General features: G+C 42.8%; 13 protein-coding genes, 3 tRNA genes, 3 rRNA genes and 1 other RNA gene. 6 read left to right on the top strand and 14 right to left on the bottom strand.

Features of this window, described 5'->3' with window-relative positions; all coding sequences use genetic code 11:
* Window positions 1–44 precede the first annotated feature (44 nt).
* From rrf to AACH20_RS03380, 6 genes are all read right to left on the bottom strand, one after another.
* A 5S ribosomal RNA gene (gene rrf, locus AACH20_RS03405) occupies window positions 45–153 on the bottom strand.
* Between the two features lie 181 nt (window positions 154–334).
* A 23S ribosomal RNA gene (locus AACH20_RS03400) occupies window positions 335–3,454 on the bottom strand.
* A gap of 270 nt (window positions 3,455–3,724) precedes the next feature.
* A complete protein-coding gene (pyrD, locus tag AACH20_RS03395; RefSeq protein ID WP_338504159.1) occupies window positions 3,725–4,864 on the bottom strand; it encodes a dihydroorotate dehydrogenase (quinone) in 1,140 nt (379 codons plus the stop codon).
* 92 nt (window positions 4,865–4,956) lie between these two features.
* Window positions 4,957–5,033, bottom strand: a tRNA-Val gene (locus AACH20_RS03390).
* 13 nt (window positions 5,034–5,046) lie between these two features.
* Window positions 5,047–5,123, bottom strand: a tRNA-Ile gene (locus AACH20_RS03385).
* A gap of 49 nt (window positions 5,124–5,172) precedes the next feature.
* Window positions 5,173–5,249: transfer RNA gene (locus tag AACH20_RS03380), tRNA-Ala, on the bottom strand.
* 66 nt (window positions 5,250–5,315) lie between these two features.
* On the opposite strand from AACH20_RS03380, the gene AACH20_RS03375 reads away from it, so the two are divergent.
* A complete protein-coding gene (locus AACH20_RS03375) occupies window positions 5,316–5,555 on the top strand; it encodes a hypothetical protein (RefSeq protein ID WP_178143173.1) in 240 nt (79 codons plus the stop codon).
* Between the two features lie 294 nt (window positions 5,556–5,849).
* Here AACH20_RS03375 and AACH20_RS03370 read toward each other — a convergent pair.
* The 4 genes from AACH20_RS03370 to AACH20_RS03355 all read right to left on the bottom strand — a co-directional run bounded on the left by AACH20_RS03370 (window position 5,850) and on the right by AACH20_RS03355 (window position 12,520).
* Window positions 5,850–7,376: ribosomal RNA gene (locus tag AACH20_RS03370) — 16S ribosomal RNA — on the bottom strand.
* Window positions 7,377–7,589: 213 nt separating this feature from the next.
* Window positions 7,590–8,021 (bottom strand): divergent PAP2 family protein, encoded by a 432-nt coding sequence (locus AACH20_RS03365; protein ID WP_338504156.1) that lies wholly within the window; start codon window positions 8,019–8,021, stop codon window positions 7,590–7,592.
* A 2-nt stretch (window positions 8,022–8,023) separates the two neighbouring features.
* Window positions 8,024–10,522, bottom strand: coding sequence for a DNA gyrase subunit A (gene gyrA, locus AACH20_RS03360; protein WP_338504154.1), 2,499 nt, complete (start codon window positions 10,520–10,522; stop codon window positions 8,024–8,026).
* A 9-nt stretch (window positions 10,523–10,531) separates the two neighbouring features.
* Entirely contained in the window at window positions 10,532–12,520 is a 1,989-nt protein-coding gene (locus AACH20_RS03355; RefSeq protein WP_129743830.1) for a DNA gyrase/topoisomerase IV subunit B, read from the bottom strand.
* Between the two features lie 192 nt (window positions 12,521–12,712).
* Between AACH20_RS03355 and AACH20_RS03350 the strand changes: the two genes are divergently transcribed.
* Both AACH20_RS03350 and AACH20_RS03345 read left to right on the top strand, forming a co-directional pair.
* Complete coding sequence (locus AACH20_RS03350) at window positions 12,713–14,275, top strand: hypothetical protein (RefSeq protein ID WP_338504150.1); 1,563 nt, start codon at window positions 12,713–12,715, stop codon at window positions 14,273–14,275.
* Window positions 14,276–14,285: 10 nt separating this feature from the next.
* Window positions 14,286–14,855, top strand: coding sequence for a hypothetical protein (locus AACH20_RS03345; RefSeq protein WP_338504148.1), 570 nt, complete (start codon window positions 14,286–14,288; stop codon window positions 14,853–14,855).
* 14 nt (window positions 14,856–14,869) lie between these two features.
* Here the strand turns inward: AACH20_RS03345 and AACH20_RS03340 are convergent, their stop codons facing one another.
* The 4 genes from AACH20_RS03340 to ssrA form a co-directional block, all read right to left on the bottom strand.
* Complete coding sequence (locus AACH20_RS03340; protein ID WP_338504145.1) at window positions 14,870–17,770, bottom strand: type IV secretory system conjugative DNA transfer family protein; 2,901 nt, start codon at window positions 17,768–17,770, stop codon at window positions 14,870–14,872.
* A gap of 8 nt (window positions 17,771–17,778) precedes the next feature.
* A complete protein-coding gene (locus AACH20_RS03335; RefSeq protein WP_338504143.1) occupies window positions 17,779–18,219 on the bottom strand; it encodes a hypothetical protein in 441 nt (146 codons plus the stop codon).
* A 54-nt stretch (window positions 18,220–18,273) separates the two neighbouring features.
* A complete protein-coding gene (locus tag AACH20_RS03330) occupies window positions 18,274–18,645 on the bottom strand; it encodes a hypothetical protein (protein WP_338504140.1) in 372 nt (123 codons plus the stop codon).
* 1,353 nt (window positions 18,646–19,998) lie between these two features.
* Window positions 19,999–20,401, bottom strand: a transfer-messenger RNA (tmRNA) gene (gene ssrA / locus AACH20_RS03325).
* 66 nt (window positions 20,402–20,467) lie between these two features.
* On the opposite strand from ssrA, the gene AACH20_RS03320 reads away from it, so the two are divergent.
* Genes AACH20_RS03320 through rpmI form a run of 3 tightly spaced genes read left to right on the top strand, consistent with a single transcriptional unit; the run spans window position 20,468 to window position 22,775 of the window.
* Window positions 20,468–21,991, top strand: coding sequence for a YifB family Mg chelatase-like AAA ATPase (locus AACH20_RS03320; RefSeq protein WP_338504137.1), 1,524 nt, complete (start codon window positions 20,468–20,470; stop codon window positions 21,989–21,991).
* A gap of 59 nt (window positions 21,992–22,050) precedes the next feature.
* Window positions 22,051–22,581, top strand: coding sequence for a translation initiation factor IF-3 (gene infC / locus AACH20_RS03315; protein WP_338504135.1), 531 nt, complete (start codon window positions 22,051–22,053; stop codon window positions 22,579–22,581).
* Complete coding sequence (rpmI, locus tag AACH20_RS03310; protein ID WP_338504133.1) at window positions 22,581–22,775, top strand: 50S ribosomal protein L35; 195 nt, start codon at window positions 22,581–22,583, stop codon at window positions 22,773–22,775. Before infC ends, rpmI begins: the two co-directional genes overlap by 1 nt.
* Window positions 22,776–22,777 lie beyond the last annotated feature (2 nt).

The following is a 22,777-nucleotide window of genomic DNA, read 5'->3' as shown; positions in this document are numbered from 1 at the left end:
TAAGACAAAGAAGAAAGCCACCCTATTAGGATGGCTTTCTTATAATTCGGCACCGTGCTAGTTTCCCACTTTCGCAGTATAATCGCCGCTGGGGAGCTTAACTTCTGTGTTCGGAATGAGAACAGGTGTTTCCTCCTCGCCATGGGCACCGAAGGAGGGGGTTACGACGCTTGGTTCCGTATATATTCCACGGTGGGCCAAACCCCTTTCTTCGATGTCCAACATCAGCACGGAATTGATTTTTAACTGACCGGTACTTTTGAAAAGCACCAATTACTAGTTAAGTCTACCTTATCCGCAATGTTTATGCAAGCATAAACTCCACGGACAAGGACATAAAAAGGCAATGGGACTATTAGTACGCTTTAGCTCCATACATTACTGTACTTCCACCTTGCGCCTATCAAACAGATAGTCTTTCTGTGTCCTCATAGGGAAACCTTATCTTGAGGTTAGTTTCGCGCTTAATATGCTTTCAGCGCTTATCTAGTCCGCACATAGCTACTCGACAATGCAGCAGGTGGCCACAATCGATACACCAGAGGTGCGTCCGCCCCGGTCCTCTCGTACTAGGGGTAGATCCTCTCAAGTTTCCTATCGTCCATACCGGATATAAACCGAACTGTCTCACGACGTTCTGAACCCAGCTCGCGTACCACTTTAATCGGCGAACAGCCGAACCCTTGGAAGGTGCTCCCCCTCCAGGATGTGATGAGCCGACATCGAGGTGCCAAACAGCGCCGTCTATGTGAACTATTGGGCGCTATAAGCCTGTTATCCCCAGGGTAACTTTTATCCGTTTGCGCTGTCGATCCCACATTCATGTACAAAATGTACGTACAGCGGATCACTTACTCCGACTTTCGTCTCTGATTGGAATGTACTCCTCACAGTCAAGCTGGCTTATGCGCATACACTATCACTTCGATTTCCATCCGAAGTTAGCCAACCTTTGAACGCCTCCGCTACTCTTTAGGAGGCAACCGCCCCAGTTAAACTACCCACCATACACGGTCCGCTAACCGGATAACGGTCAGCGTGAGAACACAATCACAACAAGGGTGGTATTTCACTTGGTGACTCCACAAATACTGGCGTATCTGCTTCAAAGTCTCCCACCTATGCTACACATGTTGAAACCATATTCAATGTAAAGCTGTAGTAAAGCTCCATGGGGTCTTTTCGTCCTGGTACGGACAGACGGCATCTTTACCGCCAATGCACTTTCACCGAGTCCTTCGCTGAGACAGTGCCCACATGATTACTCCATTCGTGCGGGTCAGAACTTACCTGACAAGGAATTTCGCTACCTTAGGACGGTTATAGTTACCGCCGCCATTGACTAGGGCTTCAGTTCGCACCGTGAAGCGCTCCCCTTAACCTTCCAGCATTGGGCAGGAGTCAGCCCCTATACATCCACTTTCGTGTTAGCAGAGACCTGTGTTTTTGATAAACAGTTCCGTGGGCTCTTTTGCTGCGGCCCCCACATCGTTAGATGCCAGAGGTTCGCGTTCAAAAGAACAATTCGTTTGCTCTATCTCAGAAAATTCGTTTTTGTGATTAAAAATGTACTCTTTAACCTAATATTCACTGAGTGAACGCGGCTGATATCCACCGAAGTGGGGGCAGACCTTATCCCGAAGTTACGGTCGCTGTATTGCCGAGTTCCTTAGCGAAGGTTCGCTCGTAAGCCTGAGTCTACTCGACTCGAGCACCTGTGTTGGTTTGCGGTACGGGCGGCTAAGTCCACGCGTACACCTGCTTTTCTAGCCAGGGCTTTCACCAAAATCGCGACTCCGAAGAATCACTTTCACTCCCTTTGCGTTCCCGCTCGGTTGGACGGATAAACCATGAATCCGCTTCGATTACTTCCCCGTGAACAGTGTACAAAACTTAACCGGTTCAGGAATATTAACCTGATGTCCATCGCCTACGCTCTGCGCCTCGGCTTAGGCCCGACTAACCCTGAGATGATTACCATGGCTCAGGAAACCTTGCTCTTACGGCCGAGAGGATTCTCACCTCTCTTATGGTTACTCATTCCAGCATTCTCACTTCCTACCGCTCCACCGAACCTTCCGATTCGACTTCACTGCTGATAGGAACGCTCCTCTACCACGCCAGATAAATCTGACATCCATATCTTCGGTATAACGTTTTAGCCCCGTTACATTTTCCACGCAAGATCTCTTGACTAGTGAGCTGTTACGCACTCTTTAAATGAATGGCTGCTTCTAAGCCAACATCCTAGCTGTTTAAGAAATCTCACCTTGTTTCCCACTGAACGTTAATTTAGGGACCTTAGATGATGGTCTGGGCTGTTTCCCTTTTGAGCACCGATCTTAGCACCGATGTTCTAACTGCCGTGATTACACACATGGTATTCGTAGTTTGTTAAGGGTGGGTACAGTTGCCCGCCCCAGTCCTTTACAGAGCTCTACCCCCATGTGCTACTAACACGACGCTAGCCCTAAAGCTATTTCGAGGAGAACCAGCTATCTCCGAGTTCGATTGGCATTTCACCGCTAACCACAAGTCATCCAAACACTTTGCTGCGTATCCTGGTTCGGTCCTCCACCACCTGTTACAGTGGCTTCAACCTGCTCATGGTTAGGTCACCCGGTTTCGGGTCTAATCCTTACAACTTATTCGCCCTATTCAGGCTCGCTTTCACTGTGGCTCCGTCAATTGACTTAACCTCGCTGTAAAAATTAACTCGCTGGATCGTTCTACAAAAAGCACGCCGTCACCGGACAAGCCGGCTCCGACTCCTTGTAGGCACTAAATTTCAGGATCTATTTCACTCCCCTCCCGGGGTTCTTTTCACCTTTCCATCACTGTACTAGTTCACTATCGATCGTATATTATATTTAGCCTTGGCTGGTGGTCCAGCCAGATTCAAACAGGGTTTCTCGTGCCCCGTCCTACTCGATAAAACATACATAAGGTCAGCGTCGTTTTCATATACACGGCTTTCACGTTCTTTGGCTAGTCATTCAAACTATTCTACTAACCACGCCGATTTCTTACCTTACTAACTGTTGATAGCCAGTTATCACAAATCAGATTATTTGAATGAATCAAATTCTCTGACTTGGTCATATGTAATATCACAACCCCTTATAAGTATTCGTCTATCAACTTATTTGCCTAAATAAATAGGCAAAAACTTAAAAGGTTTGGGCTGTTGCGATTTCGCTCGCCACTACTTTCGCAATCGTTATTTACTTTCTCTTCCTCATCCTACTAAGATGTTTCAGTTCAGATGGTTCCCGCTCGCTTGCCTATGTGTTCAGCAAGTGGCAACATGACATGACTCATGCTGGGTTTCCCCATTCGGAGATCTCCGGATCAAAGCTTGTTGACAGCTTCCCGAAGCTTATCGCAGTCTTCCACGTCCTTCATCGGTAATATACGTCTAGGCATCCATTTAGCGCCCTTGAGTACCTTTTTATGCATTGACTTAACTAGTAGTTGCTACTTTGCAATTACTACTACCGTCAATTAAAAACTCAATTTCTTTTACTCTCAAATTGTTAATGATCAGTGCCTCACACATTTGAGTGCACAATCGACAAGTCAATAAATTGACAAATCTATCTACACTCAGATGTTTTCTCACTGCCCTCGCACGTTTTGCAGTGTATTGCCAGAGGTTCGTTTGAACATTCGCTTAACTAGTAATTAACTATACAGCAGCTGAGATTCTTTTGCAAGGGTTTTTTCAAAGTTTTTTCGACTTTTTTTGCTTTTTATTAAAATCAGCGCCAATCGCCTCAGAAATACTAGAAAAACCATCATTTTTTAGCAACTGAGACAGCTCGCGATTTATTCGCCCGATTAGCTGCGGACCTTCGAAAAACAGCCCAGTGATAAGCCCAACTAGACTAGCCCCTGCCTTGATCTTAGCGTATGCATCTTCGGCCGAAAAAACCCCACCAACACCAATAATAGTCAGTTTATCTCCATAATTTTTATATGTATGCTTAATCAATTCTAAGCTATGTGCGCGAGTAGGTTCGCCGCTTAATCCTCCCCTAATATCATCAGTCAAAGGATCTTTAAGATCTACCTTCTCACGATTCTTTATTAAATTAGCGACCGTTACGCCCTGAATATTATGCTCAACAATAACCTTTAATAACGAATCGAATTGCTTCAGATCATACAAATGTGGCATTTTAACCCAGAAAGGAACATTTCTCTCTACAGAATCTAATTCGCTCAATAAAGCCTCTAGCGTATCGGCATAGATAAACGGCTCCTTGCCAGCATTCGGACAAGAAATATTAATCTCTATAACATTAGCCAGGCTGTTTCCTACGATATAACTAACTGCTTTTTTTACGTCCCGAATTATATATTCTTCCGGAACGACTGGCCCAAATTCGTCTTTCGTGGATTTATCAGCAATAACAGCCACAGACACAACTGTCGGCATTGATTTAACTTTAAGTCTGTTTAGTTCAATGTAGTCACTAATCTTCTCTAATCCATAATTTGGCATACCGGCGTATACAACTACAGATTTAGTGTTCGGCAATCGATGAAACCATGGTCGCAGATTCCCCCTTCTCGGCTCCGTAGTCACAGATCCGCCAGAAGCAAAGCCAAATCCAACATCTTCCATTAAAGGTGACAGTTGTACATTTTTATCAAATCCCGCCGACAAGCCTATTGGGTTATTAAATACAACTCCATCAATTTCCTGCTGTAGCGACTTGTTCTGAAAGTTCCATAATTTACGAATAGCCCACCTAACAGGAGGGAATGCTTGCGCTACGCGTCCACAAAAAATAATTAATTTATGAGTAAAATCCGGTGTTAACAAAAATAATATCGGCTTAATAATACGCTTATACATATTCTAAGAGTATAGCTATCTATGCTTTATTAAGCAAGGTTACTTGTAAACAAAAAATCGCCTTCTCGGCGATAGTCATGACTATCTATGATTGGTGGGCGCTGAGGGGCTCGAACCCCCGACCCTCTCGGTGTAAACGAGATGCTCTAGCCAACTGAGCTAAGCGCCCATATTAAAAAATATGGTGGGCGATGAGGGACTTGAACCTCCGACCTCGTCATTATCAGTGACGCGCTCTAACCAGCTGAGCTAATCGCCCTCATTCGTCTTGGTGGAGTGTTGTGGACGTAAGCCCACTTCACCCCATATGGTGGAGACACAGGGACTCGAACCCTGGACCCCCTGCTTGCAAAGCAGGTGCTCTAGCCAACTGAGCTATGTCCCCATAAATTGCCAAGACTTTTTAATTGTACAGTATCTTTTTAATTCTGACAAGTGTATAATTAATAATATGTTATATCAATTTAGTTTTGGCTCATTATTTTTTGGGATTTTGGTCTTAATTGCCGGTGGAATCGTCGTTATTTTCCATCAAAAATTAGCCGACAATCTGGGAAGTGGCGTAAGTAGCTATGACCGTTTCAAATTTTGGGGACTTGTTACATGCGGAGTAGGATTCGCTATTATGCTCAGTCTACACACTATCCCACTAAACTGGCTACTAAACTCCCTTTTTGGCGGCGGACTATAATAGACGCTCACGAAAAGCATAAATAGCCAAAAATTATTGGCTATTTTTTATAATCACAATTCTACCAAAATATCAGATTTGATTAAATATGCCATATAAAAAAGCCCCTCATAGAGGGACTTTTTCGTTTAACAACTTGATTGTGCAATTCATCAATCGGCTTATCGTAGAGAAAGGTTGAACTTTTGTCTCGTCCTCGAGAGGACTATTGTAAATATGTAAGCTCGACACATTTACGAGACCGACCTAGCTCAATCTGTGATTGCTCGACAGATTGGCATCGTTACTCCCTAGAAAGGAGGTAATCCATCCGCACCTTCCGGTACGGATACCTTGTTACGACTTAACCCCAATCATGCCCCCCACCTTAGGCCGACGAATCGGACTTCGGGTGTTGGTCACTTTCATGGTTTGACGGGCGGTGTGTACAAGACCCGGGAACGTATTCACCGCAACTTGCTGATTTGCGATTACTAGCGATTCCGACTTCATGCAGGCGAGTTTCAGCCTACAATCCGAACTGGGACTAGCTTTGATGCGATTTGCTTCACCTCGCGGCTTCGCTGCGCATTGTACTAGCCATTGTATTACGTTTCTAGCCCAGGACGTAAGGGAAATACTGACCTGACATCATCCCCTCCTTCCTCCCCGTTACCGGGGCAGTCTGAATAGAAAAATACAACTATTCACAAGGGTTGCGCTCGTTGAAGGACTTAACCTAACATCTCACGACACGAGCTGACGACGGCCATGCATCACCTGTCACAGGGTTCCAAAAGGCACAGTCTACTTTCGCAGACCTTCCCTGGATGTCAAGCCCTGGTAAGGTTCTTCGGTTATCATCGAATTAAAGAACATAATCCACCGCTTGTGCGGGTCCCCGTCAATTCCTTTATGTTTTAGCCTTGCGGCCGTACTCCACAGGCGGGATACTTAACGCGTTAGCTTCGCTACTGAAGGGGTCGATACCTCCAACAGCTAGTATCCATCGTTTACGGCGTGGACTACCCGGGTATCTAATCCGGTTCGCTCCCCACGCTTTCGTGCCTTAGCGTCAGAAATGGCCCAGTAACCTGCCTACGCCATCGGTGTTCCTTCTAATATCTACGGATTTCACTCCTACACTAGAAATTCCAGTTACCTCTACCATTCTCGAGTTTAACAGTTTGAATAATAGTCTGTATGGTTGAGCCACCAGGTTTCACTATTCACTTATTAAACCGCCTACGCAACTCTTTACGCCCAGTCACTCCGGATAATGCTTGCACCCTACGTATGACCGCGGCTGCTGGCACGTAGTTAGCCGGTGCTTATTCATGAGTTACCGTCATATTCTTCACTCATAAAAGAAGTTTACAACCCGAAGGCCTTCATCCTTCACGCGGCGTTGCTCCATCAGGCTTTCGCCCATTGTGGAAGATTCCTCACTGCTGCCTCCCGTAGGAGTCTGGACCGTGTCTCAGTTCCAGTCTGGCTGATCATCCTCTCAGACCAGCTATGGATCGTCGGCTTGGTAGGCCATTACCCTACCAACTACCTAATCCAACGCAGGCTTCTCCCAAAGCGCCCGAAGGCTTTAATCCGAAGACCATATGCGGCATTAGCTACCCTTTCGGGCAGTTATTCCTCACTTTGGGGCAAATTCCTACGCGTTACTCAGCCGTCCGCCGCTCGCCGACATTTTACACAAAATTCTTGAATAGATCTTCTATATTACCCAGAAGCTTCCAGAATTCAGTGTAAAACTCGCTGCCGCTCGACTTGCATGTGTTAGGCACGCCGCCAGCATTCATCCTGAGCCAGGATCAAACTCTCCGTTAAAATCTACTTTGTATCAAAGTATTAAGGCTCTACAAAAATATAAACTGACGATGATATTGCACAATCAAATTGTTAAAGTTCATCTTAAGTCAGACTGAAGTATGATTTACCTCGCTTTACAGATTGTAAATCGTTGCTTAACTCGCACTCCAGCAACCAGACTTGTTACTAATCTTACAGTATATAATTGCTTAGGTCAATAGATTTTTACAATTATTTTGTTGCGAAAAATACAACGGCAGCTACGACCATACCAATAGTCGCCCCAGCCGCCACTTCTACAGGGGTGTGACCATGAGCAACGCGAAGTTTTTTCAACTTGCTACCCTGCTCCGAAATTAACTTATTAAGCGCTTCACCCTGCATTCCGGACGAATAACGGACCATCATAGCGTCATACATCACTATAATAGCCAGCCAAGTAGCTAGTCCAAATATGGAACTATCCCAGCCATCTTGTAGTCCCAGAAATACCGCCAGCGACACAACAATCGCACTATGAGCGCTTGGCATGCCTCCGGATAGAAGTATTTTTGGGTTTGTATCACCGCTAAATACTCGACGATTACGCCCCATGAGATGAAACACTTGCTTCAACCCTTGGGATATCGCCCATGCAATTACTGGGACTATCAAGACCTTCACTATTAATTACCCTCATCCTGCGGGCGATCCGCCATCAAACCGATTGACGAAACAGCATCGCCGTCAGATAGACGCATAATCGTCACACCCTGAGTTGTCCTTCCGAGCAATTTAATGTCACTCAAGCCCAGGCGGATAGTCTGACCATTCTGAGAAACCAATAACGCCTCTGTTATTTCTGGGTCAATAGTCTGCACAGAGATAATCGGACCAGTTTTTGCAGTTACAACTGCGGCTTTTATACCGACTCCGCCACGCTTATGGCTTGGGAAGTTTGATACCTTTGTACGTTTACCGAAACCCTTTTCACTAACCACCAACAAGGTTTGGTCGTCACCTGTAACGATATCCATACCAACAACAGAATCGTTTGGACGCAATCTTACGCCGCGAACACCGCGAGCCGATCTACCCATTGGGCGAGTGTCTTTTTCGTTAAAACGAATAGCCTGTCCTGCAGACGTAGATATAATTACGTCATTTTCGCCGCTCGTTCTCTTTATCCAGCGAAGTTCATCGCCTTCATCCAATTTAATTGCAATCAATCCATTCGTACGAACATTGGCATAATCTTTCACAGGAGTCTTCTTAACTGTACCCTTCTTTGTCGCCATGAATAGATATCCGTCTTCGTTAGCGTTCTTTTCATGCTTGATAATCGCCGTTATCTTCTCTTCTGGCTGAAGTTGCAATAAGTTAACCGCAGCAACACCTTTCGCGCTTAGGCTGGCAGCTGGCACTTCGTAAGCCTTCAAGCGGAAAATCCTACCCATATTGGTGAAGAATAGCAAATAATCATGCGAGCTTGCCTGAACAACTTGATCAATGACATCTTCTTCCTTAGTCGTCATTCCGCGCTTACCCTTACCGCCACGATTTTGCCTGCGATAATCACTCACAAGAGTTCGCTTAATGTAATTTTCGCTTGTAAGTAGAATAACTGATTCCTCTTCCGGAATTAGCTCCTCGTCAGAGAACTTTCCTAATTCGTGATTAATGATCTTACTGCGCCTATCATCGCCATATTTTTCTTTCATAGCAAGCAATTCTTCCTTAACAACACGCAAAATCTCGTTCTCGTCAGCCAAAATTGCCTCCAGCTTCTTAATCAGTTCATGAAGTTGCTTCAATTCTTCTTCAATCTTGTCGCGCTCCAGCCCTTGCAATCGTCGTAGTTGCATCGCCAAAATTGCGGCCGCTTGAATTTCCGACAGACCAAATCTCTCCATCAAACGTTTGTCGGCATCATCATAACTTTCGCGAATTGTCTTGATCACCTCGTCGATATGATCAAGCGCAATTTTCAGACCTTCCAATATATGAGCTCGTTCCTTAGCTTTTCGAAGTTCAAACTCAGTCCTGCGTCGAATAACGCCTTGACGATGCTTAATGAATTCCGACAAAATCTCCTTCAAGCCCATAACTTTAGGCTGAATACCATTGACCAAAGCCAGGACATTATAATGGAATGATGTTTGTAATCCAGTCAATTTATACAATTGGTTAAGAATCTTCTTTGGATAAGCATCTTTTTTCAGTTCAACAACAACTCGAACCTTACCGCGAGCACTTTCATCTCGCGCATCGGCAATGTGCGTTATTTTTTTGGCAAGGACAAGTTCTCGAACCTTATCAACAAAGCCCTCCTTACTCATGCCATACGGAACTTCGGTGATTATAATACTGTAACGGCCATTTTTGCGCTCTTCAATCGACGCAACCGCACGAATCGTAACTGAGCCACGCCCAGTTTCATATGCTTGACGCATTGGCGCACCACCATAAACTTCCGCACCCGTCGGAAAATCAGGACCCTTAATATGTGTCAATAGTTCGTCTAGTGTAATTTCAGGATTATCTATCTTAGCAACTGTAGCGTCAACCACCTCACCAAGATTATGTGGCGGAATATTTGTCGCCATACCAACAGCAATACCCATCTGACCGTTCAACAGAATATTTGGAACGGCCGACGGCAAAACAACCGGTTCTTTCTCCGTTCCGTCGAAGTTGTCACGAAAATCAACAGTTTCTTTGTCGATGTCAGACAGCAACTCGCCGCCAATTTTATCCATTCGCGCCTCAGTATAACGAGAAGCCGCTGGCTCGTCACCGTCCATAGAACCGAAGTTACCCTGACCTTCAACCAGCGTATAACGCATCTTCCAAGGTTGAGCCAAGTTCACCATGGCGTCATAAATTGATGAGTCACCGTGCGGGTGATAGTTACCCATAACTTCACCGACAATTTTTGCCGACTTCACTGTAGCATGAGGAGCACGCCAACCATTCTTATTCATCGCATACAAAATACGACGATTAACAGGCTTCAGCCCGTCACGAACGTCCGGCAAAGCACGGTCAATAATAACCGACATAGAGTATTTAAGGAAGGAGTCTTCCATAACACGCTCAACTGTCGACTTTTCAATACCGCGAACTTCTGGCTCTTCGTTCAGAATTTCCGGTTCTACTATATTTTTATTGTCATTATCCGCCATATCTCCTCCTTAAAAGTCCAAATCTTCCACATTAACCTTAGCGGCATTTGTTTGAATAAAATTTTTCCTCAATTCTACACTATCACCCATAAGCTTCGTAAATATCGCATCTGCCCGTTCTGCATCTTCAATATTAACCTTCACTAATGTTCGGTTTTCTGGATTCATAGTTGTTTCCCATAATTGGGCGGCATCCATCTCACCAAGACCCTTAAATCGCTGCTGTGCTGTGTAGCCTGCCTGCTTAAATTTCTCAGCATTTTCATCAATCTTTACACCAGCAGCCTTGCGTTCATTGATCTTTTCGTTCAATTTTTGCTCGAGGGCTACTTCATCATAAACGTAATCTATCTTACGATTGCTGCCAGTTCCTCTACTCAACCCAAACAGAGGCGGTTTCGCCAGATATACGTGGCCCGCTTCAATCACTTCAGACATATATCGAAAGAAGAATGTCATCAAAAGTGTAGAGATGTGCGCACCATCAACATCGGCATCTGTCATAAATATAATCTTGTCGTAACGAATGCCACTGATATCAAATTGGTCGCCAATTCCAACGCCCATAGCCTTAATCAACGAAACAATTTCAGCATTAGCAAACATCTTATCAAACCTTGCGCGCTCAGTATTCAGCACTTTACCGCGAAGAGGAAGAACAGCCTGAATAGTTGAATCGCGACCATCCTTAGCTGAACCCGCAGCCGAATTACCCTCGACAATAAATAATTCACAATCTTTTCGGTTACGAGATGAGCAATCCGTCAATTTAGATGGCAAGTTTAAGCCTTCAAATGCTCCCTTACGGATAACGTTGTCTCGCGCAGCCCTTGCCGCCTTACGAGCTCGTGCCGCCAATGTAGCCTTGCCAACAACCTTCTTAGCTGTAGCTGGATTTTCCTCCAAGTAATACGCAAAATATTCGCTCATCACCTGATCAACATAGCGGCGCATCTCTGGATTACCAAGTTTATTCTTGGTCTGACCTTCAAACTGAGGATCTGGCAACTTCACCAAAATAACTGCCGTCAAACCTTCACGGATGTCATCACCAGTCAGATTATCCTCTTTTTCTTTCAGTAAGCTATTCTTGCGAGCATAATCATTAATTACACGCGTGAGGGCTGTTCGGAAACCAACCAAATGAGTACCGCCATCAGGAGTTAAGACGTTATTAGCAAATGGCTTTACCACTTCAGCGTAAGTGTCGTTATATTGAACCGCAATTTCCACCATACAATCTTCAACCTGTTTCTCGACATAAAATATATCGTCCGATAAAACATCCTTGCCAATATTCAGGTTTTTTACATAGCTCTGAATACCGCCCTCAAAGTAGAAAGCTTTTCGTTCGCCAGTTCGCTCATCAATAACCGACGTGTGAATGCCTTTTGTAAGGTACGCCTGATGACGAAGATAATTAACAACCCATTTATAGTCAAAATTAACCGTCTCCTTAAAGATAGTTGGGTCTGGATAAAATGTAATTGTCGTTCCAGAATCATCAGACTTTCCGACTACCTCTAATTCTGTCTGAGGCACGCCTGTTGCGTATTCTTGGCGATAGATTTTACCGTTCTTCCTAACTTCAGCAATCATCCGCGTAGATAGCGCGTTCACAACACTAGAACCAACACCATGAAGTCCAGACGAGACCTTATAGCCACCGCCACCAAACTTACCACCGGCGTGTAAGATTGTTAATACCGTCTCTAGTGTACTCTTACCCGTCTTTGGATGCTTATCGACAGGAATACCACGACCGTCATCAGATACTCGAACACCACCATCCTTTAACAAAGTTACTTCGACCTTTGTAGCGTAACCAGCGATTGCCTCGTCAATTGAGTTATCGGCAATCTCCTTAATCAAGTGATGTACGCCCTCATACCCCGTACTACCGATGTACATTCCTGGACGCTTACGAACCGGCTCAAGGCCCTCTAGGACCTGGATTTGTGAGCCATCATAAGATTGTTCATTTGTTTGTTTAGCCATATCTCCCTCACTATTATCTGAATTATCAGCTCTTTTCAACAACCTTATTATACATCAAAATAGATATATTCTCAAACTATTTACTTTTTCAGCATGCTTATGCTAAAGTTAGATTAAAGTTATATAACAACAAAAATAAAAGAGGTCAAAATGTTCAAAAAAATTATCTCGCGCCTACCATATAGCCCTTCAATGATCCACAGTTTGGGCTTTTACGCGAAACGCTTACGCAAAGAAGAAGCTACTCGAAAGATCGGGCTTATTTTAACTGCCCTAGCGCTTATTGTGCAATCTTTCACTGTTTTTTCACCGCCAGAATCAGCCAATGCAGCAGATTCCAGCGACCTAATTTACGGCGGAATTTCTAGCGGCCAACAACTAATGGCTCATTATGACGCGAACACAAATAATATTCACGACCTCTACGATCATCTTGGTATTAGCCGCTCTGATTTGGCAGCGGCAACTGGTAATCTTCAGACCTTAAATAGCAATATGGGTACCTATTCTTGGGGACTTACACCTCACTTTGGTGCAGCAAGAGGTGAAGGTTCATATGTAGTGCGCACATCTCAAGGAGGGGCTCGCACTTTCTACTATCGACCTCACAACCTCTGGGGCAGCTTCTCATATAGAGCATTCGTTGGATATTCAGCTGGAACCGGATGGTTTGCAATCATGCTTAACTGCGGTAACTTAATCCTTAAAATCGCACCACCGAGCCATCAATGTCCAACTGGGCAAGTCGGCACATACCCAAACTGCTCTACTCCGCCACAGCCAGTAGCTACGTGTAACGCCTTAGACATAAAGAAGAATGGCGATACATATCAACTTACTGCTAACGCCAGTGCGGCCAATGGTGCGACAATCCAAAAATATGTATACAGCATTTACCGAGGAAATACTCTAGTTAAGACTATCGAAGGCAACGATAAAATCGTAACTTATACAGAGAAAACACCGGGATCATATAAAGTTATTCTAACGGTAAAGAGCTCATTAGGCGATAAGACCTCAGACGCCTGCGTAAAGACATTTACTATACCAGAGCCAGCAAGATGCCCTCAAAACCCTAAATTATTAAAGGACGATCCTCAGTGTCAACCATGTCCAGGCGACTCTACTATATGGATTAACGATAGTCGATGTTCTGCCTCGTTCGTGCAGACAAAAACCGCAGTTAATCTCACCCAAAATAATGCCGATGCAACAACTACGGTTGCGAAATCTGGAGATCGAATTATCTACACTCTTTCGGTAAAAAACAAAGGTCTTAAAGAGGAAGAATTTACGTTTAAAGATCAAGTCAGCGACCTATTAGAATATGCAGACATATTCGACGCTGGCGGTGGAACATTGACAGATGATAAAGGCGCTAGCGCGGGCAGCGGCAACGCAAAAGTACTAGTATGGAACCCTATCAAGATCAAGCCAGGAGAAACCCAGAAGCGCAGCTTTACCATCCAAATAAAGAACAGCATCCCGGCGATGGCTAGCGGTAAAAGTAATCCAATGTCTTATGATTGTAGGATCGATAACACATTTGGCAATACTGTCAGCACAAAAATTGACTGCCCTGCACCGAAAGTTATTGAACAAACCACTTCGCAACTACCAAAAACTGGTGCCAGCGAGAATATGATGTTCGCAGGAATTATTGCAGCCGTGGTCGTATACTTCTACGCTCGATCACGTCAATTAAATAAAGAAGTTAGAATCATTCGGCGAGACATGTCCGCAGGAACTTTATAGGAGGTGAAAAATGAGTGAAAAATTAAAATCTACCGTAGAGAATGCTGTCGACACCAGAGAATTAGCAGATTTAAGCAGAGAAAAAGCTGCTGAAATCGAAAGATCCCTAGAAAAGGCGGTTGAAAAAGAAAAATCAAATGCCGAAAATGAAATTAGCATTAAACATGAGGCTATAGAAATTGCCGCCCGCCAAGAAAAACGGCAAGAACAAAAAGAATCTAAAGAGATAAAAGAAGATAAACCTCTTACAAAAAAAGATATTGAAGCTTCGTATAAGAAGACCTTGGAAAATGTACAAGACCAACTATCAGCTCCATCCAGAGCTTTCAGCAAGGTCATTCATAATCCAGTCGTCGAAAAGACTAGTGACGCAATCGGCAATACCGTTGCCCGCCCTAACTTAATCATCTCTGGCGCCTTAGGCGCAATAGCTTCTGTCGTCGTGTATTTTATCGCCAAACGATACGGATATCTATTATCAGGATCAGAAACTATTATCTTGTTTGTAGCTGGCTGGTCTATCGGCGCTGTTATCGAATACGCTCGAGTAGGGTTTATCAATAACAGGAAAAATAGCTAGATAGATGTTGAATCTTATCTCAAACTAATCATCACTTCACTATCGTCATCATCACCATTACGTAAATCGAGCCTATTCTTAACCACAGGTTGGTTCGGTTTTACATTTACAGAAGAGACAGGGTTATTATTTGTAGTCATGGACACATTTGTCCTATTGACGACAGCACTATCTATCGCAGAAGGTTGACTTTGCTGTTTGCTGTCAAGATTAGAAGCTGTAGCATTTACGCTATTTATATTAGAAGGCGCATTATTAACCACCCCTGGGCGACCTTGCGGATTCTGTATTTGCGAGGAAGTCTGTGGGGCTTGCGAATTTACCGGTCTTACAGTTGAGTTAGAAGCGGGCTTTCCTCCTAATTGTTGTCTCTTCGCTAGCCATTCATCCAAGAACGACGACCCACCAGATGCCTTTTGATTAGCAGAAGGCGCTAATTGAGAAGGACTCGTCTTTGGTTGCACACTACCTCTAATCCTGTCAAATATCTCCTTCTCGACAACAGCTCGCGGTCTACCATATTTAGCAGCAGATAGCCTTACTAACGCGTCTCTCAGCTGATTATTAACTTGCCCCATCGGAGGAATCCAATTCATGCTAAACGGCGCAGACGGCACATTATTAATCATCACAGAGGTTATAGATTGGAAGTTTGGCAATTTAGCCAAGTCGTCGACATCGAAGGTCGGCTGGAACTTCTTAACCATCAATTCGGCATCAGTTACACCGATACGCCCAGAAATAACCGTACCGACGTTACCAATAATAGCTTCTCGTATCTTATCTGTTAACTGCGTCATAAACTGGTTACCCATAATAAGACTCAATTTATACTTACGAGCCTCAGACAAAATAGATTCAAAGCTGTCAGTAGCGAAGTTCTGAAACTCGTCAACATACAATGAGAAATCAACTCGCTGATCTTCTGGAATATCCGCCCGAGACATCGCTGCTGCCTGGAACTTCATCACAAAAATAATACCCAGAAGCTTCGAATTAAGTTCACCCATCTTACCTTTCGACAAATTAACCAGCAAAATCTTATTATTATCCATAATTTCACGCAAATTAAATCCAGATTTGGTCTGACCAATGATATTGCGCATTGCATCGTTGGAAATAAATGGACCAAACTTTGATACAACCCATGAAATAACCTCACCTGCCTCATTTGACCTCTGCGACGCAGGAAATTCCTTTGTCCAGAAATCAATAACTTGCTGATCTTTTACATACTTAAGCTTGTTTTTTACAAATTCAGGATCAATAAGACACTTCGGCACATCAATAAACGTTCCACCAGCAGGATCTGACATCAGCAGCAAGGCGCAGTTTCTAAAAATATGTTCCAAACGAGGGCCAACAATTCCCGTATGGCCTGGATCGTAAAGACCATACAGCATATTAATTGCCTCTTGAACCAAAAAGTCTTTTTGGTCTGGAGTGTCGAACTCAAACATATTCAACCCAATTGGATTAGTCATATCGGCAGGATTAAAGTAGATAATATCCTCAACGCGTTCTTTTGGAACCTTACCCAATAAAGATTCAACCAAATCACCGTGCGGATCAATAAAGGCAAATCCCCGACCATCCATCATATCCTGATAAGCCATATTTTCCTGCAAGACAGATTTACCAACGCCTGTTTGACCAATAATATATACATGGCGGCGGCGGTCTTTTGTTCCGATTCTAATAGGTTTTTTGACTCCTCGAAATTCGTTATACCCAATCAGCAAACCCTCATCCAAAACGTCTGTTGGTCCATCAACCTGCTTGGACATCTGTCGCTTAACTTGTGAAGTCGGGATCGCGTTAGCTCCAGGCAAATGGAATAACGTTGCCATTTCTACACTGTTGAGAATATTACTACGAGTTTCCTGAGGGAAAAACCTCATAATATATGATGTTGTCATTTCCTCAACATTCCTAGTTAAAGAGAACTTAAACCCATTATTGCGAGGTGAGTCAAACAACGAGAAGGCTGCTATTATATTTTTTAACAACACTTGAGAGCGCGCCGCAGTGTTTGACGAAATTACAACACGCACTAAGACTTCATATGCAGGATAGCGAGCTTTTTCACTGATAGCATCCACTTCCGCCTGCTCTAAAGATGTTAGCTGCTTGTCCTCAGAACTAGAGCCACCGTCTTTTTCATTATTCTCTGGCGGTTTCCACAGAGCCTCCATAATATCCATAGGAGCAACGCCTCCAAAGCCTTTCTTCTTGCCCTTATTTTTCTTCATGCCGTCAATATGAGACTCTGAAGCCTTGGACCAACCGTCATACGCCGGACGTAGTAAAAATTGTACACCTATTCCATCTTCTCTGGACGCCGAAGATAAAGCATTTAATAATGCCCTGGAAGCATCTCTTTTCGACTCCTGATAAGTCGATATTGGATAAACAAAGGATTTTTTCAGGGTGAATTCGCCGCCGATGGTTCCGCTCATCTTGCCGACCTTGCTGAATATATTAATATCAGATACCTCTTCTAGCCTAGCAGAAGGATATGCCGCCGCTACAGCTTGACGAATAACATCAACTAACACTAGCGGAACAACAGCATAATAGTGAACTAACCCACCATGTGCAACAATCTCAAACGATATATGACGTTGGCCGTAGACTTTACTTTTGAATCCTTTAGTTGCTGTACTTGAGATAATATTGTACATCACCTGGGCTTGCGACAGCACCTCTTCAGTTAAATCTCGCTCATCTCGATTTGAATTATTGACGTCTTCACTTGTCGGAGGCAAATGTATAAGCAACGGCACCATCTTCAAGCCTCGTTCATAATTTTTGGCTTCCCTCAGCATGTTACGATACAACACAAAAGCTACCGCAGAACCAGCGGCTATAATAACAATCGCGATAAAACTAACTATCAAAGGACCCGCACCCATATAAAACCCTACTTACTACCATCGTCATTTTGACCTAAAGTCTTATTATATCGTTTTTTTAAATAATCAGCCTGCAGCTGTGCAATAACTCTATTCCTCTCATAAGGATTATCTTTTGTTAAAGCTATAATCTTTTTAACTTTATCCACCCATTCTCTTTCTATCAGATCTTCATCCGCTGCCACCAGAGGAGTATCGTCATCAGCTACTACCCCCGACTGCTTCGTACTTTGAGCGTCGTTTTGAGATAAAGGAGCTGTTGTAGTATTATCAACAGGCAAAGCCACAGGGATATTGTTATATTGTTCAACCCTAACACCAAGTGACTGCTCGGACTCTCTTCCGATCTCAGGATTTAATGATGTATTTTCTACATTATACTCACCGCCACCTATATTTTGTGGCTGCACCTCAGGAGTCCTATTAACTTGTGGCAGTTCGGGATTCATAAATATATTGTACCACGTAACTACTTAAAATACACGACTACGTTCAGGACGGAATTAGTATCTTTTATGTATAAAAAAACACGCCAGCAACTCAAACACACCAAGTAATAATATCTCAAAAATCCCAACATCTCCCATCGATTGCATACCCACATAAATAACTGGAGCAAGAGAGATTACGGTAGAATAATAATAAGTCTTATACTTAGATTCATTGCGACTATTCTTGAAATTAAAAAATTTCGCAGCTATTCGCTCCGATGTTAAAAATACTACATAAGTTAGACAGATAAATAGTATATACAAACATACAAAAAACACTAAAATCCCAAACGGACCAGCAGAACTCGGGTTTGTCGCGTTCAAAATAACCGCAGTCAAAATCAATGCAACCAACGCTATAAAACTAGTTATCTTCATCCCCATACTCACATCATACTATACACAAGAAGCCTGAGCGATAATACTATAGCATATAGACACAAACCATCCGCCGATAAAAAATAACTATTAGGCGCGGGTGCTACTTGCCTATTACCGCTCGAGGCAATTTGACCGCTCCTTAATTAAGGAGCATCCTTGCAGTTTTCCTCTGCATACATCCAGGACTCTCACCGCTAGTTCTTTAACGAGGATTAACTGGATGCATGCGGTACTAGCCGCGCGCTCAACGCTTTTACAATTTGCGAAGTAAAGGCGGAGCATTGGCTGCGTCATTATAAAAATCATGCAGCCAACTATCCGTCGACTTATACGTAAAAACGCGGCTTTATATAAATTTTATTGTTAATGTATTTTTGCTTTTTTGTTTTTCTAAAAGCTTAACCTTATACTAGCATAGCCCTATTTAGATGTCAACCATTACTCGATCAAAAAATATTGTAATTTTCACCTATTTTTTAATGTTGTTAAAATTATCATCTGTTAATTATTCTCTTATCACTTTATAGCTATCTGTGCATTTTACAACAATCTTGTCATTTTTGAGTATTATCTAGCACGGATTACACGCCATTCAATGAAGATATCGTTGACTTAGCGAACACCCAATTGCACAAATAGCCTATGATTGCCCGTCATCCAAACATTGCCACAAAAATAGGTTCGTACAGTCAATATCAGACCGACGTCTAACACTCAAATTCGCAATAAAATAATAATCTCTATTCCCCGCTTTATAAAACTCTGTTCACTTTTATTGTCACACTATAGCAAACTTAACAAAATTATTTTTTTATATTATTACAAGAACATCCAAGCATCAGTATGCATATTAAATCTCATACATCAAAAATGTTATACAACAGTTTTAATTAAAAATTACAAAACGAAAGTATAAAGTTTATTCATAGTACACAAAGCCACCTTTTACACTTCAATAAAAGAGTCCTAGAAAATGTGCGACAATTTAATTTGTCGCACACATAAAAGACATAGAAAATCATCAAACAAACGCCAGTCTCTGACATATAACTTCACAGTAAAAGCCATTAGAAAAATAGTTGCGAAGATTAGAAAGAAGATTATAAAATGTGTGGTATTTTTTACTAAACTTTTTTACAAAAATATTGTTGACATAAGCGTTTATATAGCTTATTATAGGGGTAGCTTCTGAATAAAAAAGTTATACAGAGGCCAAAAATAAAAAGAAATTGTAAAACTCCACTTTTTTGAAAACAACCACTACTCGCAGGTGGTTGTTTTTCTATATTAAAGATAAATTCTACTCTTTAATATAAATAAAGCCAGCGACAAGACTGACTTTTAGTTTAATCTATCTGGTGGAGCTGCCGGGTACTGCCCCCGGGTCCAACTGGTATCACAACATCCGTCTACGAACATAGGCTTATCTAAATTTATTTAATAACGCTACTCGGATTTAAAATAAACCAAGAAAACCGAGTCTCGTTACGTAGTAAAAGTCCTATATATCCGCTACTTCCAAATATATAGCTAGCAACATAGATATAACACCCTTAGATATTGACTGTTGCCACAATACAAGGATGATCGCTAAAAATTAGGCAGCGATTGGCGCAAAGGCCATCTTAGGAGCGAAAGCGCTCGCTACGAATGACTTTGCTTTTGCAACAAAGTTTGCATCTAAAAATATACGTTACGCGTATCGTCGGCTCGCAGAATGTCATGATAAGGTCCAATTGTCGAAAGCTATATCAGCCCCACATATCGGTTCATATTATACCCTGATCTCATTCAAAAATCTACATGCTTATGTTTTAATAGATTCATGATTAGTAGAGTTATTTCAGCTACACCTTATGGATTTAGCGGACAAATCATCGAAGTTGAGGGAGATATGTCAAAAGGACTTCCTAGCCTACAAATTGTCGGAATGGGCAATAAGGCCATCGATGAGTCCAGAGATCGAGTACGTAGTGCAATAAAAAACTCTTCCCTAGATTTTCCGAAAGGAAAAATAATCATCAACTTAGCACCGGCAGAGTTACCTAAAGACGGATCTCATTTTGATCTACCCATCGCCTTATCTATTTTATGCATCAGCGGCGCACTCAACCAAAGTGACGTAAGTAATGCGGTTTTTGCGGGAGAACTAGCGCTAGACGGCAGCCTACGTCCAATACGATCAGCAATTATTACAGTCGAAGTAGCTAAAAACCAAAAAATTAAATCAGTATACGTGCCAGCCCAAAACGCCAAACAAGCAGCTCTAGTGACTGGAATTGATGTATTTCCAGTAGAAAACCTAAAATCACTCTTCTTACATCTCAAAAAAGAAAAGATTATTAAGCCAATAGACAGATCATCAATAAAAAATGTATCTCACAATCATAAAAACGCTCCAACCATCGACGACATCTACGGACAAGAACAAGCAAAAAGAGCTATCCAGATAGCCGTTGCCGGAAGACATAATATTTTATTGTCTGGCCCTCCGGGATCAGGAAAAACTATGTTGGCAAAATCTTTGAAGAATCTATTACCAGCCCTATCAGAGGATGAGATAGTAGAGGTGACAAAACTTCACAGTCTTGGAGAACACACTATAATAAATAATCCCATAGTAGATAGACCATTCAGGTCGCCGCACCACACCGCAAGTAGGGCCTCTATTATTGGCGGAGGATCGAAAGTGCAGCCGGGAGAAATCAGTTTAGCTCATAGGGGCGTCCTATTTCTTGATGAGCTACTCGAATATCCACGCACTGTGCTTGAATCACTTCGTCAACCCTTAGAGGATCACGAAATTACCGTCAGTCGTGCAAATGGCAAATTCAACTTCCCTGCCAATTTCTTATTAGTAGCCACAATGAATCCTTGTCCTTGTGGATTTCTTGGAGATCCAGAAAAAACTTGCATATGCTCACAAAATCAGATTCTAAATTACCAAAAAAGATTATCGGGACCGCTACTCGATCGAATAGACCTAACGGTATCGGTTTCACGAGTCCCCCATGAAAAATTATTAAATAATAAAATGTCGACAAAATCACAACAAGAGGCATTTTTATCTGAGATATATAAAGCCTACTCTATTCAGAGAGACAGATATAAGTGTAGCTATAAATACAACAATGACATTTCAAGCAATAGTGTTGATAAAATCACATCAATCTCAGAATCTGCAAAAATCTTCTTGATGAACGCAGCCAAAAAACTAGATTTAAGCACTCGCAGCTACTTTAAGGTCATAAAAGTTTCTCGCACTATCGCAGATTTAGAAGGATCCGCGTCTATAGAAGTCCCGCACATAGCAGAAAGCCTACAATACAGAAAGATTAACATAGGTTAATTATTATCCTTGAAAATAACAAACATCTCTGTTACAATAGCAACTGAGTTAATCTAAAATTGCTTCAAAAAGGAGAGCCAGAGATTAATAAATCAATCCGTATCAACGGAGCAATCCGTGCAAGAGAACTGCGGATAATTGGTCCTGATGGCGAGCAGCTAGGAATCATGTCCCTTAAAGAGGCTTTAAGTAAGGCCAACAACATGAATCTTGACCTAGTTGAAATATCACCGGGAGCCAATCCGCCAGTTGCTAAAATCATTGACTGGGGTAAATACCAGTACCAAAAAATGAAGGATCAACAGAAGAATCGGCGCCAAGCCAAATCTGGAGACCTAAAGCAGATGCGCTTTGGTCTAAAGATAGGAGCTGGAGACCTAGAGGTCAAGCTGAAGAAGATCCGTAAATTTTTAGAAGGCGGACATAAAGTTCGTATACAAGTGGTCTACAAAGGTCGCGAAATGGCCCATAAAGAGATCGGCTACGAATTGATCGACAAAATCATGGAACACCTTAGTGAAGACGCAATATTAGAGCAAAAACCTCAGATGGCTGGTCGCAATCTGAGCGTAGTAATAAGGAGTAAATAATGCCAAAGCTAAAGACCCACAAAGGCACTGCGAAGCGTATCAAGCTGACCAGCACCGGAAAATTGACCCGCCAGCGCGCATTTGGCGGCCACTTGTTGGCTAAAAAGTCAAAAAGTCGTAAGCGCGCAATCAACACAACAACAACAGTAACTGGTTCGATGGCCAAGAACGCCCGTCGAGCAATGGGAGTATAGTT

The sequence above is a fragment of the Candidatus Minimicrobia sp. QA0096 genome (assembly GCF_963967315.1).
Classification (GTDB): domain Bacteria; phylum Patescibacteriota; class Saccharimonadia; order Saccharimonadales; family Saccharimonadaceae; genus Nanosynbacter.
This window is presented reverse-complemented; position numbering and strand designations above follow the sequence as displayed.